Annotated in this window: 10 protein-coding genes; 5 read left to right on the plus strand and 5 right to left on the minus strand. The window is 35.1% G+C overall.

Going from position 1 to position 20587, the window contains the following annotated elements; genetic code table 11:
- Positions 1-177: 177 nt before the first annotated feature.
- Positions 178-2046: a DNA topoisomerase IV subunit B gene (locus ACZZZI_RS05570; RefSeq protein ID WP_463488893.1), complete on the plus strand. Its 1869-nt coding sequence runs from the start codon at positions 178-180 to the stop codon at positions 2044-2046.
- A gap of 358 nt (positions 2047-2404) precedes the next feature.
- On the opposite strand, the gene ACZZZI_RS05575 is transcribed toward ACZZZI_RS05570, so the two are convergent.
- Genes ACZZZI_RS05575 through ACZZZI_RS05585 form a run of 3 tightly spaced genes read right to left on the minus strand, consistent with a single transcriptional unit; the run spans position 2405 to position 10717 of the window.
- Positions 2405-3421: a YihY/virulence factor BrkB family protein gene (locus ACZZZI_RS05575; RefSeq protein WP_463488894.1), complete on the minus strand. Its 1017-nt coding sequence runs from the start codon at positions 3419-3421 to the stop codon at positions 2405-2407.
- A gap of 8 nt (positions 3422-3429) precedes the next feature.
- A complete protein-coding gene (gene tamL / locus ACZZZI_RS05580; protein ID WP_463488895.1) occupies positions 3430-5739 on the minus strand; it encodes a translocation and assembly module lipoprotein TamL in 2310 nt (769 codons plus the stop codon).
- Complete coding sequence (locus ACZZZI_RS05585; RefSeq protein WP_463488896.1) at positions 5723-10717, minus strand: translocation/assembly module TamB domain-containing protein; 4995 nt, start codon at positions 10715-10717, stop codon at positions 5723-5725. Before ACZZZI_RS05585 ends, tamL begins: the two co-directional genes overlap by 17 nt.
- 148 nt (positions 10718-10865) lie before the next feature.
- Here ACZZZI_RS05585 and ACZZZI_RS05590 point away from each other — a divergent pair, with 148 nt between their 5' ends.
- The 3 genes from ACZZZI_RS05590 (at position 10866) to ACZZZI_RS05600 (ending at position 16125) form a co-directional block, all read left to right on the plus strand.
- A complete protein-coding gene (locus ACZZZI_RS05590; protein WP_316763402.1) occupies positions 10866-11354 on the plus strand; it encodes a cytidine deaminase in 489 nt (162 codons plus the stop codon).
- A gap of 34 nt (positions 11355-11388) precedes the next feature.
- Positions 11389-13074, plus strand: coding sequence for a PNGase F N-terminal domain-containing protein (locus ACZZZI_RS05595; protein WP_463488897.1), 1686 nt, complete (start codon positions 11389-11391; stop codon positions 13072-13074).
- 117 nt (positions 13075-13191) lie between these two features.
- Positions 13192-16125 (plus strand): DNA gyrase/topoisomerase IV subunit A, encoded by a 2934-nt coding sequence (locus tag ACZZZI_RS05600; RefSeq protein ID WP_463488898.1) that lies wholly within the window; start codon positions 13192-13194, stop codon positions 16123-16125.
- Positions 16126-16208: 83 nt separating this feature from the next.
- Here ACZZZI_RS05600 and ACZZZI_RS05605 read toward each other — a convergent pair whose 3' ends face one another.
- Together ACZZZI_RS05605 and uvrA are read right to left on the minus strand one after the other, a co-directional pair.
- Positions 16209-16862: a LysE family transporter gene (locus tag ACZZZI_RS05605; RefSeq protein WP_316763410.1), complete on the minus strand. Its 654-nt coding sequence runs from the start codon at positions 16860-16862 to the stop codon at positions 16209-16211.
- A gap of 8 nt (positions 16863-16870) precedes the next feature.
- Positions 16871-19684 (minus strand): excinuclease ABC subunit UvrA, encoded by a 2814-nt coding sequence (uvrA, locus tag ACZZZI_RS05610; RefSeq protein WP_463488899.1) that lies wholly within the window; start codon positions 19682-19684, stop codon positions 16871-16873.
- 264 nt (positions 19685-19948) lie between these two features.
- On the opposite strand from uvrA, the gene ACZZZI_RS05615 reads away from it, so the two are divergent.
- Complete coding sequence (locus ACZZZI_RS05615; RefSeq protein ID WP_316763416.1) at positions 19949-20533, plus strand: RNA polymerase sigma factor; 585 nt, start codon at positions 19949-19951, stop codon at positions 20531-20533.
- Positions 20534-20587: the final 54 nt, after the last annotated feature.

Here is a 20587-nt window from a genome sequence, read left to right on the forward strand (position 1 = left end):
CTATTATTGTAAATAAATTTTGCTACTCGATATTTGAATAATCATAAACCAAATTTCGATATCAAATCATTCCTAAAAACTTGTTATGTTGAATGTTAAAGCTCGTTCCGAAAATCCCTCGGCCTTGCTACTTTGTATTGCGCAAAGTTCAATCGACCTGATAAATAATTAAAATTTATGGCAGAAGTAATTTATAACGACGACAGTATTCGCTCATTAGATTGGAAAGAGCACATTCGACTACGCCCTGGTATGTATATCGGTAAGCTTGGTGATGGCTCTGCGCAAGACGATGGAATTTATGTTTTGTTAAAAGAAATTGTAGATAACTCTATTGATGAGTTTGTGATGGGCACAGGAAAAACCATCGAAATTACAGTTTCTGAGCAAAAGGTAAACATTCGCGATTATGGCCGTGGTATACCTTTGGGTAAGGTTATAGATTGTGTAAGCAAAATAAATACTGGTGGTAAATACGATAGTAATGCCTTCCAAAAATCAGTTGGTTTAAACGGCGTAGGTACAAAGGCGGTAAATGCTTTATCTACAAATTTTATTGTTCAATCTTATCGAGATGGAAAAACTAAAAAAGTAGAATTTTCTAAGGGCGAAATTGTAACCGAACAACCAATAATTGATACCACTCAGCGTAATGGTACTGCTATTACTTTTTATCCTGATGAAACAATTTTTAGAAACTATCACTACATTCCTGATTTTGTAGAAAGTATGGTTTGGAACTATGTTTTCTTAAATACTGGATTAACGGTAAATTTTAACAGCCAAAAATACTTCTCGGAAAGAGGCTTATACGATTTGCTTTCTAAATTTAATAAACCTGAAGAAATTCGTTATCCAATTATACATATGATTGGTAATGATATCGAGATTGCAATGACACATGGTCAGCAGTATGGAGAAGATTACCATTCGTTTGTTAACGGACAACATACAACTCAAGGCGGAACACACCAGGCGGCGTTTCGTGCAGCGGTTGTAAAAACGGTTCGCGAATTTTTCAAGAAGGAATTCGATGCATCGGATGTTCGCTCATCAATTATTGCTGCAATTTCTGTGCGTGTACAAGAACCTGTTTTCGAATCGCAAACGAAAACTAAATTAGGTTCGCAAAATATGGGACCAGAAGGACCATCAGTTGCTACGTTTATTAACGATTTCGTGAAAAAGGAACTGGATGATTATCTGCACAAAAATCCAGATGTTGCTGATGCATTGTTGAAACGCATTAACCAATCAGAAAGAGAAAGAAAAGACATTGCTGGTATTAAAAAGCTAGCCAATGACAGAGCAAAAAAAGCATCGTTGCATAATAAAAAACTTCGCGATTGTAAAGTTCATTTTAACACTACACATGAAAAACGTTACGAAACCACTTTATTTATTACCGAGGGAGATTCGGCATCGGGTTCGATTACGAAATCTCGTGATGTAGATTGCCAAGCTGTTTTTAGCTTAAAAGGTAAACCACTTAACTGTTACGAGCTAACAAAAAAAGTAGTTTACGAGAACGAGGAATTTAATCTTTTACAACATGCTTTAAACATTGAAGATGGTTTAGAAGGTTTACACTACAATAACATTGTTATCGCCACAGATGCCGATGTGGATGGTATGCACATTCGTTTGTTAATGATGACTTTCTTCCTTCAATTTTTCCCTGATTTAGTAAAAGCAGGGCATGTATATATTCTACAAACCCCATTGTTTAGAGTCCGAAATAAAAAAGAAACCATTTATTGTTATAGCGATGAAGAGCGCCGAAATGCTATTGAAAAATTAGGTAATAAACCAGAAATCACCCGTTTTAAAGGTTTGGGAGAAATCTCGCCTGATGAATTTGGTTTGTTTATTGGTAAAGATATCAGGCTAGACCCAGTTATTTTAAAAGACCAAACTATAAAAAGTTTGCTTGAATATTATATGGGAAAAAATACTCCAGATAGACAGCAACACATTATCAGAAATCTACGAGTGGAAAAAGATCAGGTAGCCGAAGAACCTAAAATTATTGATGAAGTAGCATAAAAATAAGCGTTGATGTAATTGCGAAAATTATTTGAGCACATATTAATTAATTCACCTCACACCTTTAGTATGTTAGGTGGCAATGTTTACAATATTATTTTTAAAAGGCATTCAAATACCAGAAACGGAAGGAATAGAGATAGGTTGAAAAATAAGAATAAAAAATACTTTTAAAATATCATCCTCATTATAGGTGTTGCCATAGATGTTATGCAAGAAGATCGCAAGATTTATTCAGAATTAGATTTGAACGAATTTTTAACGCTTTTCCTGAGAAGGAACTTTTAGAAAAAAGCTTGCGTTTCTGAGCTAAGAAATAATAACGTTTAAAGGGAAACATCTTCTAAATTATTATTTTTTAGCTTTTTGGTGCATCAACTGTATCCTCTGGGTGCTGTGGAGGCAAAACATCTACGTTTTTCTCTACAATTGTTATTTTGGTGAACACTGCATATTTGCTTGGGGTAATTCCACCGTCGTATTTTTCTGCATACGCCTGTGTAAATTCTGCCCCGAAATATAAAATTACTGAAGTATAATATATCCAAAGTAAAATTACAATTATTGAACCTGCGGCTCCAAATGCTGATACTGTACTACCTTTTTCTATATAAATTCCTATCAAATACTTACCCAAACCAAATAACAATGCGGTAAAAAGCGCCCCTATTATTGCTGACTTCCACTTTATGTTTACATCAGGAAGAACCTTGAAAATTATTGTAAACACCGCAGTTACCGCAGCAACAGTGATCACATTATTTAAAATATAAATAAGTAATGCCATTGTGTCGTTAGCAACAGGTATTACATCATCTATTTTGCTTTCTGAAAGTAAAGAAACCAATTTATCGCCTAAACCTACCACAACACTATTTATAACAAGTGAAACTAATAGTAAAAAGCCCATTGAAACAATTAGTGAGAAGGAAAGTAATCGATTGGTAAGCATTTTTAGCCACCCTTTTTTTGGCATTGCCTTTACTTTCCATATTAAGTTTATACTATCTTGAATTTCGATGAAAATTGCCGTAGCACCAATAATTAATGTTCCAATACCAATAATTAGCCCTATTGTGGATTGACCTGATTTATTAGCATGTTCTACAAAACCTTGAATTTGAGTTGCAGCATCTTTACCAACTAACTCAGTAATTTCTGTAAAAAACTTATCCCTGGTTTTCATTCTTTCTCCAAAGAATAAAGTTGCAGCAGATAGTACTATAATAATTAATGGGGTTAACGAAAAAATAGTATAGTAAGCCAGCGCCGCACTGAGCTTCATCACCCTATCTTCAGCAAAACCTTTACCTGCAGCAATAAAAAGATGGTAAAGGGCAATAAAGAAATGTTTAATCTTATGAATTAGTTTCATCTATAAATTTAAAATGGGTATCCTATACCGATATTGAAGATTAAATTTTCTCTTCTCCAATCTTTGTTGCCAAAAGCAATACTGTCAAACACCCATCGCTGTCCTTCTGGTAAATATGGTTTACGAACTGGAAACGCTACATCTAACCTAACCACAAATATGGTTGCATCTACACGTAAACCAGCGCCAGTACCTACTGCTAATTCATTTAATGCATTACTTGCCTTAAAGCCAGATCCAGGTCTCAACGGATCTTCTTTTCTTAGCCAAATATTTCCAACATCTGCAAATAAAGCTCCGTATAAAACACTTACCAATTTAAAACGAAGTTCTGAATTTAACATCAGTTTAATATCCCCGCCTTGATCTGCAAAAGTTGCCTCGTCACCAACTTTAAAAGTACCAGGTCCTAGCGTTCTGGCTGGAAAGGCACGTATATCATTACTACCACCTGCGAAAAACTGTCGTACGAAAGGTAAAGATGAGCTATTGCCATAAGCATAACCGTAACCTAAATTTAGTCTGTTCGCCCAAATTAAGTTTTTGTTGATTTTATAGTAATCTCGTAAATCAGCTTCAAATCTTATAAACTGAGTTAATGGTGTATTAAACAATGTTCGTTGTCCAGCATCATTTTTAGGTGTAAACAAACCCCACACATTACCTCCAGTTTCAATTCCCCCGTAGAAATAAGTGTTATTTCTGCGGCTTTCTTCCATTTGGTTGGTATAGGTGAAATTGTAATTACTACCAATAATGAACTGACTTTCTAAAGTAGCCTTCAACAATGGATTTGCATCATATAAGCTGTCTCTTACCATATCTGAGGTTCGTGCGCCATCTGATTGGAATCCTGTAGAGATATAGCTTATAGAAATTGGATTAAAGTTATGCTCTTTATATAAATTTTCTTTAAAGTTATAACCAAATTCTCCTTTGTATGCCCTCAATGTATACTCTGAACCGCGACTCAACATCTGATAAGATAAAGAGGCAATTGTTTTTGGAATAAATGCGTTTGTGCTATTGGGCTTATAAAATGGTACAATAAAACGTGGAAAAGTTAATTTACCTTCAGCTGTTAATGAGAGCGTATTTTTGCCGATTGATGTACCTCTGGTTTGAGTTTCGAATCCACCACTTACGCTGACATCCAGCTGCTCAGCGCCTCTAAATAAATTTCTAGTGGTTTGGGTAACTTTAACTTCCGAGCCGACAAAATTGTTCGATTTGCTTGTTCCAGTGACTGAAAAGGTGAGCGAATTCTTTTTAAGCGGTGTTAAGTATATATTAAGGTCGAGTTCATTGTTTTTAAAACTGTCTATCGGCAAAAATTCCGCTCTCACATCTTGGAAGGCGCCAATATTCACCATTCTGTTTAACGATTGATTGTGATCTTTGCGATTATATAACTCTCCTTTCTGAAAGAAAACCAGTCTGTCAAACAACCTAGGTTTAAAAGTATTCCGGTCGTCATAGATGTTGAAATCATTATAGACTAGCGGTTTCATTTTTCTTAAAACACTATCTCTTCTCAAGGAGTAGCTTGGGTAAATATTGATTTTCTTAATAGAATATGGTTTTAAGCCCGCTTCTGGCGCAATATCTTTAACTTTAACGGTGATGTTAACAAGGTTTTTGCCAATGGTACTATCTACCTGCATAATTAAGTAATCTGGACTGAAATAAAAGTAACCACGTTCTTTGAGGTCATTATCTATACGAATTCTTTCATTTTTGTAAACATCCAAGTCATAAAAATCCCCAACTTTTAAAAGTGTTTTAGCCTTGTTCTCATTGATGATTTTTGTCATCATGCCAGTATCTGCAGGGAAAGTAATTTTATTAATTTTATATCTATCTCCAGTGTTAGCAGTGTAAATAGCCTTACCTTTTTTATCTTTTACAATGGTATCGCCAGTTACAACAGCCTGCAGATAACCTTCACTAATTAGATAACTTGTTAAAACATCATTATTGTATTTTAATTTAACCTCATTCATTAATACTGGAGGTTCGCCTTGTCGTCTTAACCAGTTCCGAAAGCCTTTAGGCTTTTTTGGTTCGCCTGCTAAATTATAAATACCGAGCTTAAACTTTATTCCAAGAAAAGATTTATTAGGACGTGGTCTTGTTTTCGACTCTAAATCACTTTTTACTTGTTTTTCATCATCAATTCTCCCAGACGAATCAGGATTAATTTTAACCTCGGCTCCAGTATATAATGCCTGTCCGGGTTTTAGGGATTTCGTACTACTGCAAGCAGCCCAAACTAAGCAGGCCAATATAAATAACGATGGTCTAATTAGTTGTTTCATTTTGTGCTTTCTGTTCAATGTTTCTTATTTTTCTGATTCTCTTTTTCTGGAATATTTCTCTGAATTTATTGTAATCAACAACTAAAGTAAAACCTAATCCGGTTTCTATAATCTGGCCTTGTACAATAACATCATTTTGGTTACGTCTATATGCTCTCAAACGGTATCTGCCATCTGCAGAAAGGGCATACTCTACATTTACATTCCCTGCAATATTTGTCGATTTTTCACCTGGCGCTTGAGGTCCTTCCAAAGCAAAAGAACTACCTACAGTAACTGTTAACCGATCATTTAATAGTTTTTTTGACAACCCAACTTCCAAATCAGTCTTCTGTTGAAGGGAGCCTGTTGAATAATCTTCTGATGAATTTACGCCAAAGTTCAAATCAACTCCCTGTATCAAGTCCGAAGTTAGATTGTTCAGCTGTTCAGTCAAAAGTTTGCTTACGCTAGAACGGGCAAGGGTAGAAACACCACCACCTCCTCCGGCTAAACTTTGAAATGGATTGTCAGCAATAAATCTATTTAAAGCAAGTAAGGCAAAAACTTGTTTGTTAAGTTCGCTTTCATCTCGATTAACATTATTCAATTTAGCCCTAATATCGTTATACAGCGGTCCACCTTCATTTGAGGGTAAGTCTAATCTAAATGAAATAATTGGCTTCAGTAATTCGCCTTTCATCATTAGGTAAACCTGAAACGGTAGTTTAGTTTTAGCGATGACGTCATCTGGCTTGTTAAGCAAGTCGATTGGGGCAGCGTTAACTTCATATAAGGCAGTTAGATTTACATTAGCTGTTGTCGGCTCACCGGTCCAAATTATGGTACTTCCCTTAACCAATCTAAACTCTTTTTTGCCTAATGGGCCAACTGACAGATTATAAGATCCGTCAACAATCTCGTAACGACCAGTAAGGCTTATTTTTCCACTAGGATCAATTGCCGCATTTAAGTTAGCTTCACCTTTCACATTAAGTGCATCACCATTCGATGGGTCAACCACAACATTAAGTTCCGCTTCTGGATCAATCTTTATTGCAGCTACCAAGTTTATTCCCTTAATTGGCGATTTACTAATACTATCAACTTTTAAAGCTCTCTGTCCATTAAATGGTGGTGCATCAGCATCGATAAACTGAACAATTCCTTCCTGGTCGATTACCGAGGGGTCATTTGCTGGCAAAGCGAAGAAAAATTTTGTCCCCTTATTTATGTTGATATCCATATTAACATCGGGTTGGTTTAAATCGCCGCGAACCTTAATGTTACTGGTTAAAAACACGGTCCCATAAATCATATCGTTATCAGCAGCAGTAGAATTAATAGCCCTAAAATTATTTGTGCGGATATCAAGTGCAAAACGGTAATTTTTAAAATCGGTTGTTAATACTTTTCCGTTGAGGGTTGCTTTTTGATTAAGTGAATCGAGTATCGTGAAGTTATTAAAGCTTATGCCTTCGTTGGTAAACGAAATTTTTTCGTTTGGCATGCGTAGGTACGAGTTTACATAAGCAACATTGATTCCTGCATTATTGAAAGTAACATCGCCCAATATTTTTGGAGCAGTTAAAGCACCCTTTACTGTAAGTGCACCAGTTAAGGTTCCACTTCCATTTTTTAATTGACCTTGTGATAAGCTTTCGATGTTTTTCATCTCAATTTTATCAATATTAACAGTTAAATCTAAAGCGCTTTGAGGTGCAGTATAGTAAAATCCATTAGCACGTAATTCATGTACGCCACTTAAAGCAACATTCACTTCAAATGCATTTTGTGTGTTATTATTTACCGCTAAACGTAAGGTTCCAAGCTCATCTTTTTGATAGCGTAACTGATCTATAGTTAAGTTAGCTTCGAATTTCGGTGTAGAAGCTAGATCTTTAACATTAGCCGTTCCGTTTAAACGACCGCCAACTAAAGTTGTATCCGTTTCGGCAAATTTGGTTAAAGTTTCTAATTGAAAGTCTTTAAACTCTACCGCCAAAGGTGCGTTTGGTTGCGTTGGGTTACTATTTATTGATAAAGATTGCCCGCTATTGCTAATTTGGAATTGATTAACCAATATGCCCGATGCGCCAAACTGAATATAATTATCTGGAGATACTACCCATTTTTGATAATCTAAAAGTAGTTTCTGTGGATCTAAAGTAAACTTGAAATCTTTATTTATAGATTGAAAATTTCCACCAATTACGTATTTATCTTTACGCTGTCTATCTCGAAGAAAGATATTTACACCTAATAAATTATTTGCGGCATCACCACTAATTTCGGTATTAAATAGAGCAATAGACGGACTTTGCAATGCTTTTACAGTTAAACCGTACGCTAATTTATTATTATCATTATTAATGTTAAGTACAGTTGTATCTACCTTGAAATCGCCATAAACGATTTGTGGGAAATTTCCCTTAATCTGCAGGCTATCTTTTTGTGTATCAATTAAGCCATAAAATTGAGAAGGCTTAAACACTGTTAGCTCTGGCACAAATTGTTTTAATAATTTGGAATCATAAATCTGTACAGCAAATCTCAATCGTTGATCGGGGATTTTTGTGACCTCTCCAAAAGCATAATATTTATTAATCTCATTAATAATTGCATTGCTCACTTTCGTTAACTGATATTTTCCGTCAATTTTAGCCGAAAGAATTTCTGATTTTAACGTAAGCTCATTTGTTGTTTCAGTTGTTTTTGCAAAAACGGAAATTGTATCAACATCTATTTTTTGTGCATCTTTAACCACTTGTAAACCCGTGATATCAACTGTTCCGTTTAAATAATCTGCATCTGCAGTTTTCAAATCAACTTTTACAATACCAGCAGCACTTAATACTGTCGGACTGAAATTTAACGCCTGCAGGTTAACCTGTTTCAGATTCAAATCGGCTTTAACCGAAGGGTATTTCCCTGCTAAGCTTACTTTTGCATCTAAAGCAAAATTGGCGTTGCTATCTGGCATGCTACTTTTTATCGAAACATTTTGATTGGCATAAGTACCAGCAACATTTAAATTTCGGTAAGTGTATTTATTGTAATATGCGCTTAAAACTTTTGCGTTAAACTTTGCATTTATCTTTTTAGGATCAAGGCCAATTCCTTCAACATTAGCTTTTACCGAAACACGACCAAGTTTTGGCTGCATTTTTAACAATCGGCCAACATTAAAATTGTTTAAATTGATATCTGCTTTGTAACTTTCTTTACCTTTTGCGCCTTTCATTCCTGCAACCAAAATCGCACCGCCCATATCCGTCTGAATATTTAAATTGGTGTTAAAATCAGTCATTGAACCTTTGAAATTACCTTTTGCATTAATTACATTTGGCAATTCGATTGATGGTGGCAACGACTTTTTAGGTACAGCAACCAAAATATCACTCTTAGTTACATATAGTTTTTTGATATTTAGATCGAGAAAAGTTTTATTAATATCCGGCAAGCCTTTAGCTGTTCCGCTGATATCAATTTGTGTATTTTTCAATCCACTTACTTGCAAGCGAGGAATGTTTAAATTGTTTAAATATCCATTTACCTCTGCATTTATTTTAATTTTTTCATTACGATAATTTGCTGGGATAGCACTACTGAAATAACCCGCATCCTTTAAACCAATAGTTGTGTTTTTTAAGCTCAAGGCCATTTTTACCCGCTCAGGATGTTTTGTTAAATCTTCCATAGAAGTAAAATTTAACTCCGTTGCGTTTTCTATTGTTGTATTAGGTGTTTTTAAAACGAAATTGCTCAGCTTTATCTGTTTATCATTATAAATGGCATTTCCTTTTAGCTCATTTAACGCAAAACCACTTTTTTCTTTTAGCGATCCATTTTTAACGTTTGCTGTAATTCCAGCTGCGCTATAATTAACATCGGCTGCCCCAAAGGTTAAATTAGTAATTTTTAGGTGATTAAAATCCATTCCCTTTGGAGCGGGCTTTGCACCTAAATTATCAAACTGTACATTATTTTCTGCAAGGCTGATGTTTTTAATGAGTAAACCTAAAGGCGATTTTTCTACAACTACAGTATCTTTAACTTTCTTTAAATCGTTACTTGGAGCTGGTTTAAAAGCGAATAGAATGTTCGATTTATTCAACTTTGCATCATCTACAGTATATTTGCTATTTGTTAAATCGACTTTTAAATTAACCAAACCCAGTTCATTAACATTTGCAATGGCCTTCGTTGTCGAAACCTGATCATCGTAATTTACTTTCACATTACTGAAAGCGAAGTTTTCCACTTCAATTAGAGGAAGTTTTCCTGTTTCCTTTTGACTGCTATCAACACTATTGGTTATATGCTGTACAAGCTGAACCAATGGCTTACGCTGTAAATAGCTTAAAGAAGTGTTATTTAAGTTTAAATCTTTGATTACATAATGTTGGTTTGCCAAATCGAATGTTTTTAACTTCGTTTTAAAAGCACCTAAATAAAGCTTTACATCATTTCCCGCAACATCATCGCGGTAGGTAATTCCTATATCTTCAAAAGAAACCTTGTCAACAGAAAATTTTAGGGTAGAAGTTGTGTCTTTGTTAATTTTTTCTTCTGGCTTTTTTTCTTCGCTCATAAAAGCATCAACCAAAAAAGAAAAATTAAAAGTTGTATCCGGACTTATTCGTTTAACATTTGCACGTATATTTTTTAGTTCAATATTATTTACCTCTACAGTATTATCCAGAAGTTTGAAAAGACTAATATCAACAGCTAGTTTTTCTGCATATAACAAGGTGTCTTTATTGCGATCTTCAATATAAAACTTATTTAAAACCACATCCTTCGGCAATGCAATTTTTATGCTTTCCAAGCTTACTTCTGTCTTTGTTTTATTTTTAAGGTAATTAATTGCCTTGCCCTTAACGAAATTTTGAACGGCAGGTATATTTAAAGATAGCGCTAAAGCGACCACCAGTATAATTATGGAGGCGATAACCCACAATAAAATTTTGAGACTTTTACGTACGTATTTATTCAAAGCTAAGCGTGTTTGGTGTTTACGAAGTACTAAAAACGTGCCACTTAAATTAATTTTAAGACAGTTTTTTATAATTAATACAAAAAATAACCTAAATTGTTCGCCCGCTATAAAAATTTAACACTGGCGGTTTGATAATTAGTTATAAATGAAATCAATAAATCTAAATATAAGTTTTGACCAGTATAATAATATTGAAGAACTGAATGAAAAAGACAGGTTACTTTGTGAGCTTGCTGAACAGGCTTTAGCAACTTCTCATTCGCCATATTCAAAGTTTAAAGTAGGCACTGCAATTCGTTTAGCTTCGGGCGAAACCATTTTAGGTAGTAATCAGGAAAACGTAGCCTATCCTTCTGGTTTATGTGCCGAACGTGTGGCACTTTTCACAATCGGTTCTTCACGCCCCGATGCAGTTATCGAAAGCATGGCGATTACGGCTCAAACCGATGCTTTCGAAATTTTAAAACCAGTAACTTCTTGCGGTGGTTGTTTACAGGTAATGGTCGAGTTTGAACGCAAACAAAATTCGCCTATCGAAGTAATTTTTTATTGCCTTAAAGGAGAAATTTTAAAAGTAAATAGTGTAAAGAGTTTATTGCCTTTCGCTTTTGTAGAGGAGAGATTAGAAGGATAATTGAAGTATTGTTTATATTTGATTTTTCGATAATATGAAACAAATTTACTTCTTTATTTCTCTAACATTTATCTCTTTTTTAACCCAGGCGCAAAATAAACTTAAAGCCAATAGTGCCTATAAAATTGTTTATTGGCGGTCTGCCGATGGAAAGCCTGTTGAAGATAGAAATGCAGCAGTGGTAATTGTAGCAGAGCATCAAAACTTGATAACATCTGCAAACATTCTTGATGGTAAAACTAAATATCCTTTTGAGCAAAGCCTGGTTTTAAAACCAGAGAATTTGTTGTTTCAGATTGCAGATCTAAATCAGGATTATCAAATATCTACAACTGACAGCACGGCAATTAGCAAGCAAATTTTTGAATTCAGTAATGAAACCAAAAACATTTTAGGCTACACCTGTAAAAAAGCGAAAACGATTGTAAACTCTAACACAATCGAACTATGGTTTACAACCGATGCGGGAATAAAAGCGGCACCAACAAATTTAGGGCAGAATTTAGGATTAGTTTTAGAGCAAGTTAGAAATGGAAACAGTTTTATTACGGCTACAAAAATCGAAGAAGTAAAAAATGTAAAATCAATCGATTTAGAAAAAATAAAATCGAAGCTAACCGACCCATTATCTTATAAGGATTTACTTTGGAAAAGCAGATTTACTACATTAAATGTATTCAATAACGAAACTATTAATTTTATTGATAAGCCTCAATCAACAGATTCTATTTTCAGATTTGCTGGAGGAACCGTTATTGCCAGAAAAATTAAATTCCCTAAATATTCGACAATACAGAACGTTTTTGTTGATTTAAAGGAACAATCTAACGGTGATGCTTATGATAGAACGGGTTCGGTATTTATCATTCCAACGGATAAGCCTTTGAGCCTGATGGATGCATTGAAAAATTCTGTTAAAGATTTACCCATCTACGATAATGGAAATGGAAAACAATATCAGGGAGTAATTGCAACTTCAAATTATAATCCTGTAATAGAATTAATGCGGTTTTTTACACCTTTTGGAGTTGGCAAGTATAACACACTAAAGCTTAAGGATAAGAATTGGGCTGATCAGGTTTATTACCGACAAGATATTTCTGAGTTATTTCCTTTGGTTAATGGAAAAGAAGTGTGGGTTGCTGTATTTATTGGCAATTATGATAAAGGAGGACATAAAGTTTCTTTAAATATTACTTTGCATAATGGAGGAAAGCAAAAGGCAGGCAAAGAGATAATATTACCATTATTTAACTCTACAAATGTAATGGAAATGGCTGGGCAAGAATATGCAACCATGTTTAGTATTGATAAAGGTTTGGAGGTTTCATTTACTTTACCAAAAGATTTGAAAGGTGCAAAACTTCGCTACATTACAACTGGACATGGAGGTTGGGGCGAAGGCGATGAATTCGTACCTAAGAAAAATACCATCTGGCTAGATGGGAAAGAAAGCTTTGCATTCGTACCCTGGCGTCAGGATTGTGGTTCTTACCGATTATCAAATCCAGCTTCAGGAAATTTTGAAACTGGCTTATCTTCGTCAGATTTAAGCCGCTCAAACTGGTGCCCTGGAACAGTCACTAATCCAAATTTTATTGAATTAGGCGATTTAAGAGCAGGCACACACACCATAAAAGTTAGTATCCCAATGGGAAAACCACAAGGAAACAGCTCTAGTGCATGGAATGTTTCTGGCCTATTAATGGGAATAGAATAACATAAAATTTAGTACAATAATGTGCTAAAAAAAGTAACAAATGGTGTTTATAACTTATTTTTAACAAAATTTTGCTTTACACTATATTTACACAATCATCAAAAATTTGATTTCTTAATGAGTGAAGAACTAGACCAAAACGTAAACGAAGAACATAAACACACCATAACACCAATTAACGGTTTGTACGAAAACTGGTTTCTTGAGTATGCATCTTATGTAATTCTAGACAGGGCTGTTCCGCATATTAACGATGGCTTGAAGCCCGTTCAGCGTCGTATTATGCATTCTTTAAAAGAAATGGATGATGGGCGTTTCAACAAAGCAGCAAACGTAATCGGTAACACCATGAAATATCACCCACATGGTGATGCATCAATTGGCGATGCCATGGTACAAATCGGTCAGAAAGATTTATTGATTGATATGCAGGGTAACTGGGGCGATCCTGTTACTGGTGATAGCGCAGCTGCACCACGTTATATTGAAGCCCGTTTATCTAAATTTGCAAACGAAGTTGTTTTCAATCCAGATACAACCGAATGGCAGCTAAGTTACGACGGACGTAATAATGAGCCAATAACGCTGCCCGTTAAATTTCCTTTGTTATTAGCACAAGGAGCCGAAGGTATTGCGGTAGGTTTAGCTACTAAGGTAATGCCGCATAATTTTATTGAGCTGATTGATGCTTCGATAGATGCATTAAAAGGCATTCGTCCGAATATTTTACCCGATTTTTTTACGGGTGGTATGGCCGATTTCTCTAATTATAACGAAGGGCAACGAGGAGGTAAAATCCGAGTTCGAGCTAAAATTACCGAGAAAGACAAAAAGACATTAGTAATTACTGAAGTTCCTTTTAGTACAACCACGGGTTCTGTCATCGACAGTATTTTATCCGCTAATGATAAGGGTAAAATCAAAATCAAAAAGATTGAAGATAATACAGCTGCTAATGTAGAAATTGTTGTGCATTTAGCACCAGGAATTTCTCCAGATGTAACGATCGACGCACTCTATGCATTTACGGCTTGCGAAGTATCAATCTCGCCAAACACCTGTATTATCAACAACGATAAGCCACACTTTTTAAGTGTGAACGACATTTTAATTGAGAATACAAAACACACCAAATATTTATTAAAAAGAGAATTAGAAATTCGTTTGCACGAGCTGCAGGAGAAAATTTTCTTCAGTTCTTTGCTTAAGATATTTATTCAGGAAGGCATGTATAAAAATCCTGAATATGAAAATTCAAGTAATTTTGATACCGTTGTAGAGGTTTTACATTTATTGTTCGACCCATTCAAGCCATCGCTTTACCGTGAGATTTTGCCAGAAGATTTCAAGAAATTGATTGATAAGCCAATGAGTAGCATCACCCGTTTCGATGTTAAAAAGGCTGATGAGCAAATGAAAAATCTGGAAGATGAAATCAAAGTGGTTAAAAATCACTTGAAACATTTAACAGATTACGCCATTGCCTGGTATCAAAAACTTAAAGATAAATACGGAAAAGGCCGGGAACGTAAAACAGAAATTCGTTTGTTCGACCGTGTTGAAGCTGCAAAAGTTGCCTTGGCAAACATTAAGCTTTTCATGAACCGTGAAGACGGTTTTATTGGTTCGGGCTTACGTAAGGATGAATTTATTGCTGATTGCTCCGATATTGATGAAATTATCGTTTTCCGTGAAGATGGGAAATGTATCATCACTAAAGTTGCGGATAAAACCTTTGTAGGTAAGGGCATTATACATGCGCAAGTTTTCAAAAAGAACGACGAACGCACCATCTATAATATGATTTATAAAGATGGCACCTCGGGCACATCCTACATTAAACGTTTCGCTGTTGTTGGGGTTACCCGCGATAAAGAATACGATTTAACCAAAGGATCTAAAGGTTCGAAGGTTTTATATTTTACAGCTAATCCAAATGGTGAAGCTGAAATTGTGAACGTTGCTTTAAAACCACATTCAAAATTACGGAAGTTACAGTTCGACCAGGATTTTGCAGAAGTGGCAATTAAAGGTCGAGGTTCGCAGGGTAATATTATTTCGAAATATCCCGTTAAGAAAATCATATTAAAAAGTAAAGGTGTTTCTACCCTATCGGGATTAAAAATTTGGTACGATGATTTACTCAAACGCTTAAATGTTGATGGCAGAGGGAAATATCTTGGAGAATTTGATGGCGATGATAGGATTTTACAGGTTCATAAAGATGGTTATTATGAATTAAGCTCTTTCGAATTGAGTAATCACTTCGACGACGGATTAATTCTAATCCAAAAATTCGACCCTGAAAAAGTTTTTGCCGCAGTTCATTTTGAAGGAAAAGCGCAAAATTACTTTATTAAACGATTTGCTTTTGAACTGCAATCCATAGGCAAAAAAACAATCTTCATTAGTGAGGAGCAAAAATCAAGGTTACTTTACTTAACTGCTAATCCAGCTGCTAAAATCATTGTTGATGTTTTAAAAGGTAAAACGCAAATCCCAGAAACGCTAGATTTAATGCTATCAGAACTGATCGATGTTAAAGGCTTAAAGGCTAATGGAAATCGTTTATCGCCGCACGATGTAAAAAAAGTAGTTTTGGAGGAGCCTGAGGAAGTGATTGAAGAAGTTGAAGAAACAACTAATGATGTTGGCGAAGAGGAATCTATAGAAACGGAGATTTCTGATGGCGATGCAGTTACTATTGAAACAGAAGTGAAAAGTGAAGAAGTGCTTGAAAAGCCAGTTGTGACACAACCAAAACCCAAATTTGAACGTAAACCAGATCCTGAGGTAAAATTAGAAAACCAGGCTAGGGTATCAGAAACAGTGGAAACTACTCAATCATCGCCTGTAAAAAAAGAAGAGGCAAAGACTGAAGTGAAACCCCAAGCAGTACAAAATCCTGTTAAGCAAGAAGAAACTAAAGAGGACCCGAGCGTAGAAGAAAAACCTAAAGTAGAAGAGAAACCTGCAAAAAAAGTTGATTTCGAAATTACCAATCCCGATGATATTGACATTGATGACAAAGGACAATTAGGATTGTTCTAATCTGCGATTTCGTTTCAAAACTCAAAAAAGAATCCAGTTCAAATAAATTGAACTGGATTCTTTTTTTTATAAAAATTTAAGGTTTAAAATATTATTATCAATTGTTTAACAATCAAATAAGCAGCTAAAACGTATAAAAATATCGCTATCGATTTATTTATGATTAAGCTGCTTAGCGCAAATTTCTCTTGAATAAAAGTAGCAAAGTGCGCATATAAATAAAGTGCACCAGCCGATCCAAAACCAGAACCCAAAGCAAAAACTACAAGAGATAGGTAATCTGTTTTAATCCATTCGTGAAGAATAACGTAATTACCGAAAAATAACCAAAACGGAATTTGGACAGGGTTTAAAACACCAAGAATTAAGCCATACAATACACTTCCACTACGTTTATCTTCCTTTTTACTACTTGTTTTAGGTGCTTTTTTACGATTTACCCATGTAATGGTACCCATTACAACAAACATGAGAATCATAAAGCAATCTACCAGCGTTCCCAACCTTACTTCACTCACGGCTTCATTAGGATTGATATCGCTCATCGCCCAACGGGCAAAACGCATCATACCAAAAGTAAAAAATACTTCTACGCACGAAAACGAGAGAATAAAATACCAAACCTGCCGCATGCCTTTATTAATAGCAAGTTGCGCCACAGTTAAATTAATATTGCCAGGCGGGATATAACCCATGGCGTTAAGGATAATGCCTATGAAAAACGTTAAAAAAAGCATAGCCGAAATTATGGATTTAAATTCAAATGCGATGCTAAATATTTTCCTGTGTAAGAAGTTTTCTCTTTTACCAAATCTTCAGGCACGCCTTCAAAAACAAGCTTACCTCCTCCATCGCCCCCTTCAGGCCCAATATCTATTACCCAATCGGCACATTTTATCATATCCATATTGTGCTCGATTACTAAAATTGTATTGCCTTGCTCAATTAAGGTATTTAAAGCTTTTAACAGTTTCTTTATATCGTGAAAATGTAAACCTGTTGTCGGCTCATCAAAAATAAATAAAGTTTTGTTTGCGTTATTGCCTTTTATTAGAAATGAAGCCAGTTTAATACGTTGCGCTTCACCGCCGGATAAAGTGTTTGAAGATTGCCCTAAATGAACATAGCCCAAACCAACATCAACCAACGGATTTAGCTTGTTTAGAATCTTTTGCTCGTCTTTGAAGAAGTCAACTGCTTCTTCAATTGTCATATCCAGAACTTCAGATACATTTTTTTCTTTATAAGTTACATCTAAAACCTGTTGTTTAAAACGTTTTCCAGCGCAGGCTTCGCATGGCAAATAAATATCTGCCATAAATTGCATTTCGATTTTAACCTCACCCTCACCCTGGCAAACATCGCAACGCCCGCCCTCAACATTAAAAGAAAATGCTGCTGGTTTTAATCCCGCAGCTTTTGCTGCAGCCAAACCTGAGAACAAAGCACGAATATCATCCCAAGCTTTAACATAAGTAACTGGATTTGAACGGCTAGAACGACCAATTGGATTCTGATCGACCATTTCTACTGCACTAACCAAATCATAATTACCAAAAATGCCATCATAAGTACCAGTTTGTTCCCCAGCATAATTTCCAATAGCTTTCTGCAAAGCAGGATAAAGAATTTTCTTAACCAAACTAGTTTTACCAGAACCCGATACTCCACTTACTGCGGTGAAAACACCTAAAGGAAACTTGACATCAATATTTTGAAGATTATTTTCTCTGGCACCTTTAATCAATATATGGTCTTTCCATTTACGACGTTTTTCTGGAATTGCAATTTTTTCAATACCTGATAAATAACGGCCAGTTAAACTATTTTTATCTTTTAATATTTCTTCATAATTACCACTAAAAACTAAATTTCCACCATGCGTTCCCGCCTCAGGACCAATGTCGATTATATAATCAGCAGCACGCATCATTTCTTCTTCATGCTCAACCACCAAAACGGTGTTTCCAACATTTCTTAAAGAAATTAAAACTTCAATTAGCTTATTAGTATCACGAGGATGAAGACCTATACTTGGCTCATCCAAAACGTAAATAGAGCCAACTAAACTGCTACCTAACGAAGTTGCAAGGTTAATTCGTTGCGATTCCCCGCCAGACAAAGTATTCGACAAGCGATTTAAGGTTAAATAGCCTAAACCAACATTATTCAGAAAAAGAAAGCGGTTATCAATTTCGGCCAATAATCGTTTGGCAATTTTTGCATCGTTAATACCTAATTTTAATTCGTTAAAGAAAATTAAAGCTTTCGATAAAGGCATTAAAACTACATCAATAATAGATTTTTCGGCAATTTTAACGTATGATGCATCCTTACGCAGGCGAGAACCTTTACATTCGGGGCAAGTTGTTTTTCCGCGATAGCGAGAAAGCATTACGCGATACTGAATTTTATAGGTTTGTTCTTCTAGTTCTTTAAAAAACATATCCAAACCCTGAAAGTACTTATTACCAGTCCAAATTAAACGTTGTTCATCTTCGGTTAAAGCACTGTAAGAACGGTGAATCGGAAAATCGAATTTAGAAGATGCTTTAATAAAATTTTGCAGCCACACACCCATTTTTTCGCCACGCCAAGGGGCAATTGCATTGTCGTAAACACTTTTGCTCTTATCAGGCACAACCAAATCTTCGTCAATTCCGATTACATTCCCATAACCTTCACAACGTTTACAAGCACCATAAGGATTGTTGAAAGAGAAAAAATTAGGTGTAGGTTCTTCAAAACGCATACCGTCCAATTCAAAACGATCGCTAAAATGTTTCGTTTTTCCTTTTGTTTCAACATAACAATCACCTTTGCCTTCAAAAAAAGCCGTTTGAACAGAATCCGCTAACCTGTTTAGTGTTTCTTCTTCTGGGTTAGTAACAATCCTATCAATCAGAATCTGTACTGTTTTGTCATCAGTTAGTTCAGCATCCTTAAAATCAGCATCATCCAGAACAGATTCAATTTTTAAAACTTTATCATCAATTAGAACTCTTAAAAATCCCTTTTGTAATAAAATGGCAAGTTCTTCTTTTATCGTTCTATTATTATGCGGATAAAGCGGGCAAAAAACGGTAACCGTTGTATCTTCAGGCAGTGCGCTAACATAATCCACAACCGTACTTACCGAATCTCTTTTAACTTCGTTCCCCGAAATTGGTGAAATAGTTTTTCCGATTCTCGAAAAAAGTAACTTTAAATAATCGTAAATTTCTGTAGATGTACCTACCGTAGAGCGGGGATTTGAGGTAATTACCTTTTGTTCAATTGCGATAGCGGGGGCAATTCCTTTAATATAATCTACATCAGGTTTGTTCATTCTGCCCATAAACTGACGGGCGTATGATGATAAACTTTCAACGTAACGACGCTGACCCTCTGCATATAAAGTATCGAACGCGAGCGAAGATTTACCCGAACCAGACATACCCGTTACTACAACCAGTTTATTTTTTGGAATAGCAACATCTATATTTTTTAGGTTGTGCACACGGGCACCTTTTATAATAATATTTTTATGCGGATCTTTTTCGGCTTCTTTTTTGCTCATGTATTATAAACGATATAAAATATAAACCTTTTTACGGTAAATTAGGTTTTAGAAATAATATACAAAAATAGGGTACTGAGGCCGTTAATTTATTTTTTAACATTTTATTTTTTGTTTTTTGATAAAAAAAACACTTTCTTTGAATATTAACAACCTCAGAACCAAACTAACAACATTCAAAAAACATAGGAGAGCAGCTATAGAAATTATACTTCTACAAATTAATTTTTAGCAAATAGTACGGGATTTAGTGTAGGTAAACCTATGAATTTACAATCATATAATGATCAGGACCTGGTAAAGTTATACATTACTGGGAACGAGAATGGATTGCAGGAACTTTTACGAAGACATAAAAGCAAAATTTATACTTCTATCTACTTATTGGTAAAAGACCAATATTTGGCGGAAGATATATTTCAAGATGCTTTTATAAAAGTAATTAATACGCTGCGATCGGGAAGATATAACGAGGAAGGCAAGTTCTTACCCTGGGTAATGCGTATTGCACACAACTTAGTTATCGATTATTTCAGAAAAGAAAAAAGAACTCCAATTATTACGAGCTCTGATGGAATGGATGTATTTAATATGCTACACTTTTATGATGAAAGTGCAGAGGAAAAAATGCTTCGCGATCAAACTCATAAGGATTTAAAAGCAATGATTCAATTACTGCCTGATGAGCAGAAAGAAGTGCTTTTAATGCGTCATTATGCAGATTTAAGCTTTAAAGAAATCGCTGATTTAACTGAAGTAAGTATTAATACAGCTTTAGGTCGGATGCGCTATGCACTAAGTAACTTGCGCAAAATGCTTAAAACTAAAGAGATGACTTACAAAGGGTAATAAAAAAATTACATAAAATGTTTTAGGGATTGAAATAAAGCATCTGAACTATCG

The sequence above is a fragment of the Pedobacter sp. AC190 genome (assembly GCF_979258025.1).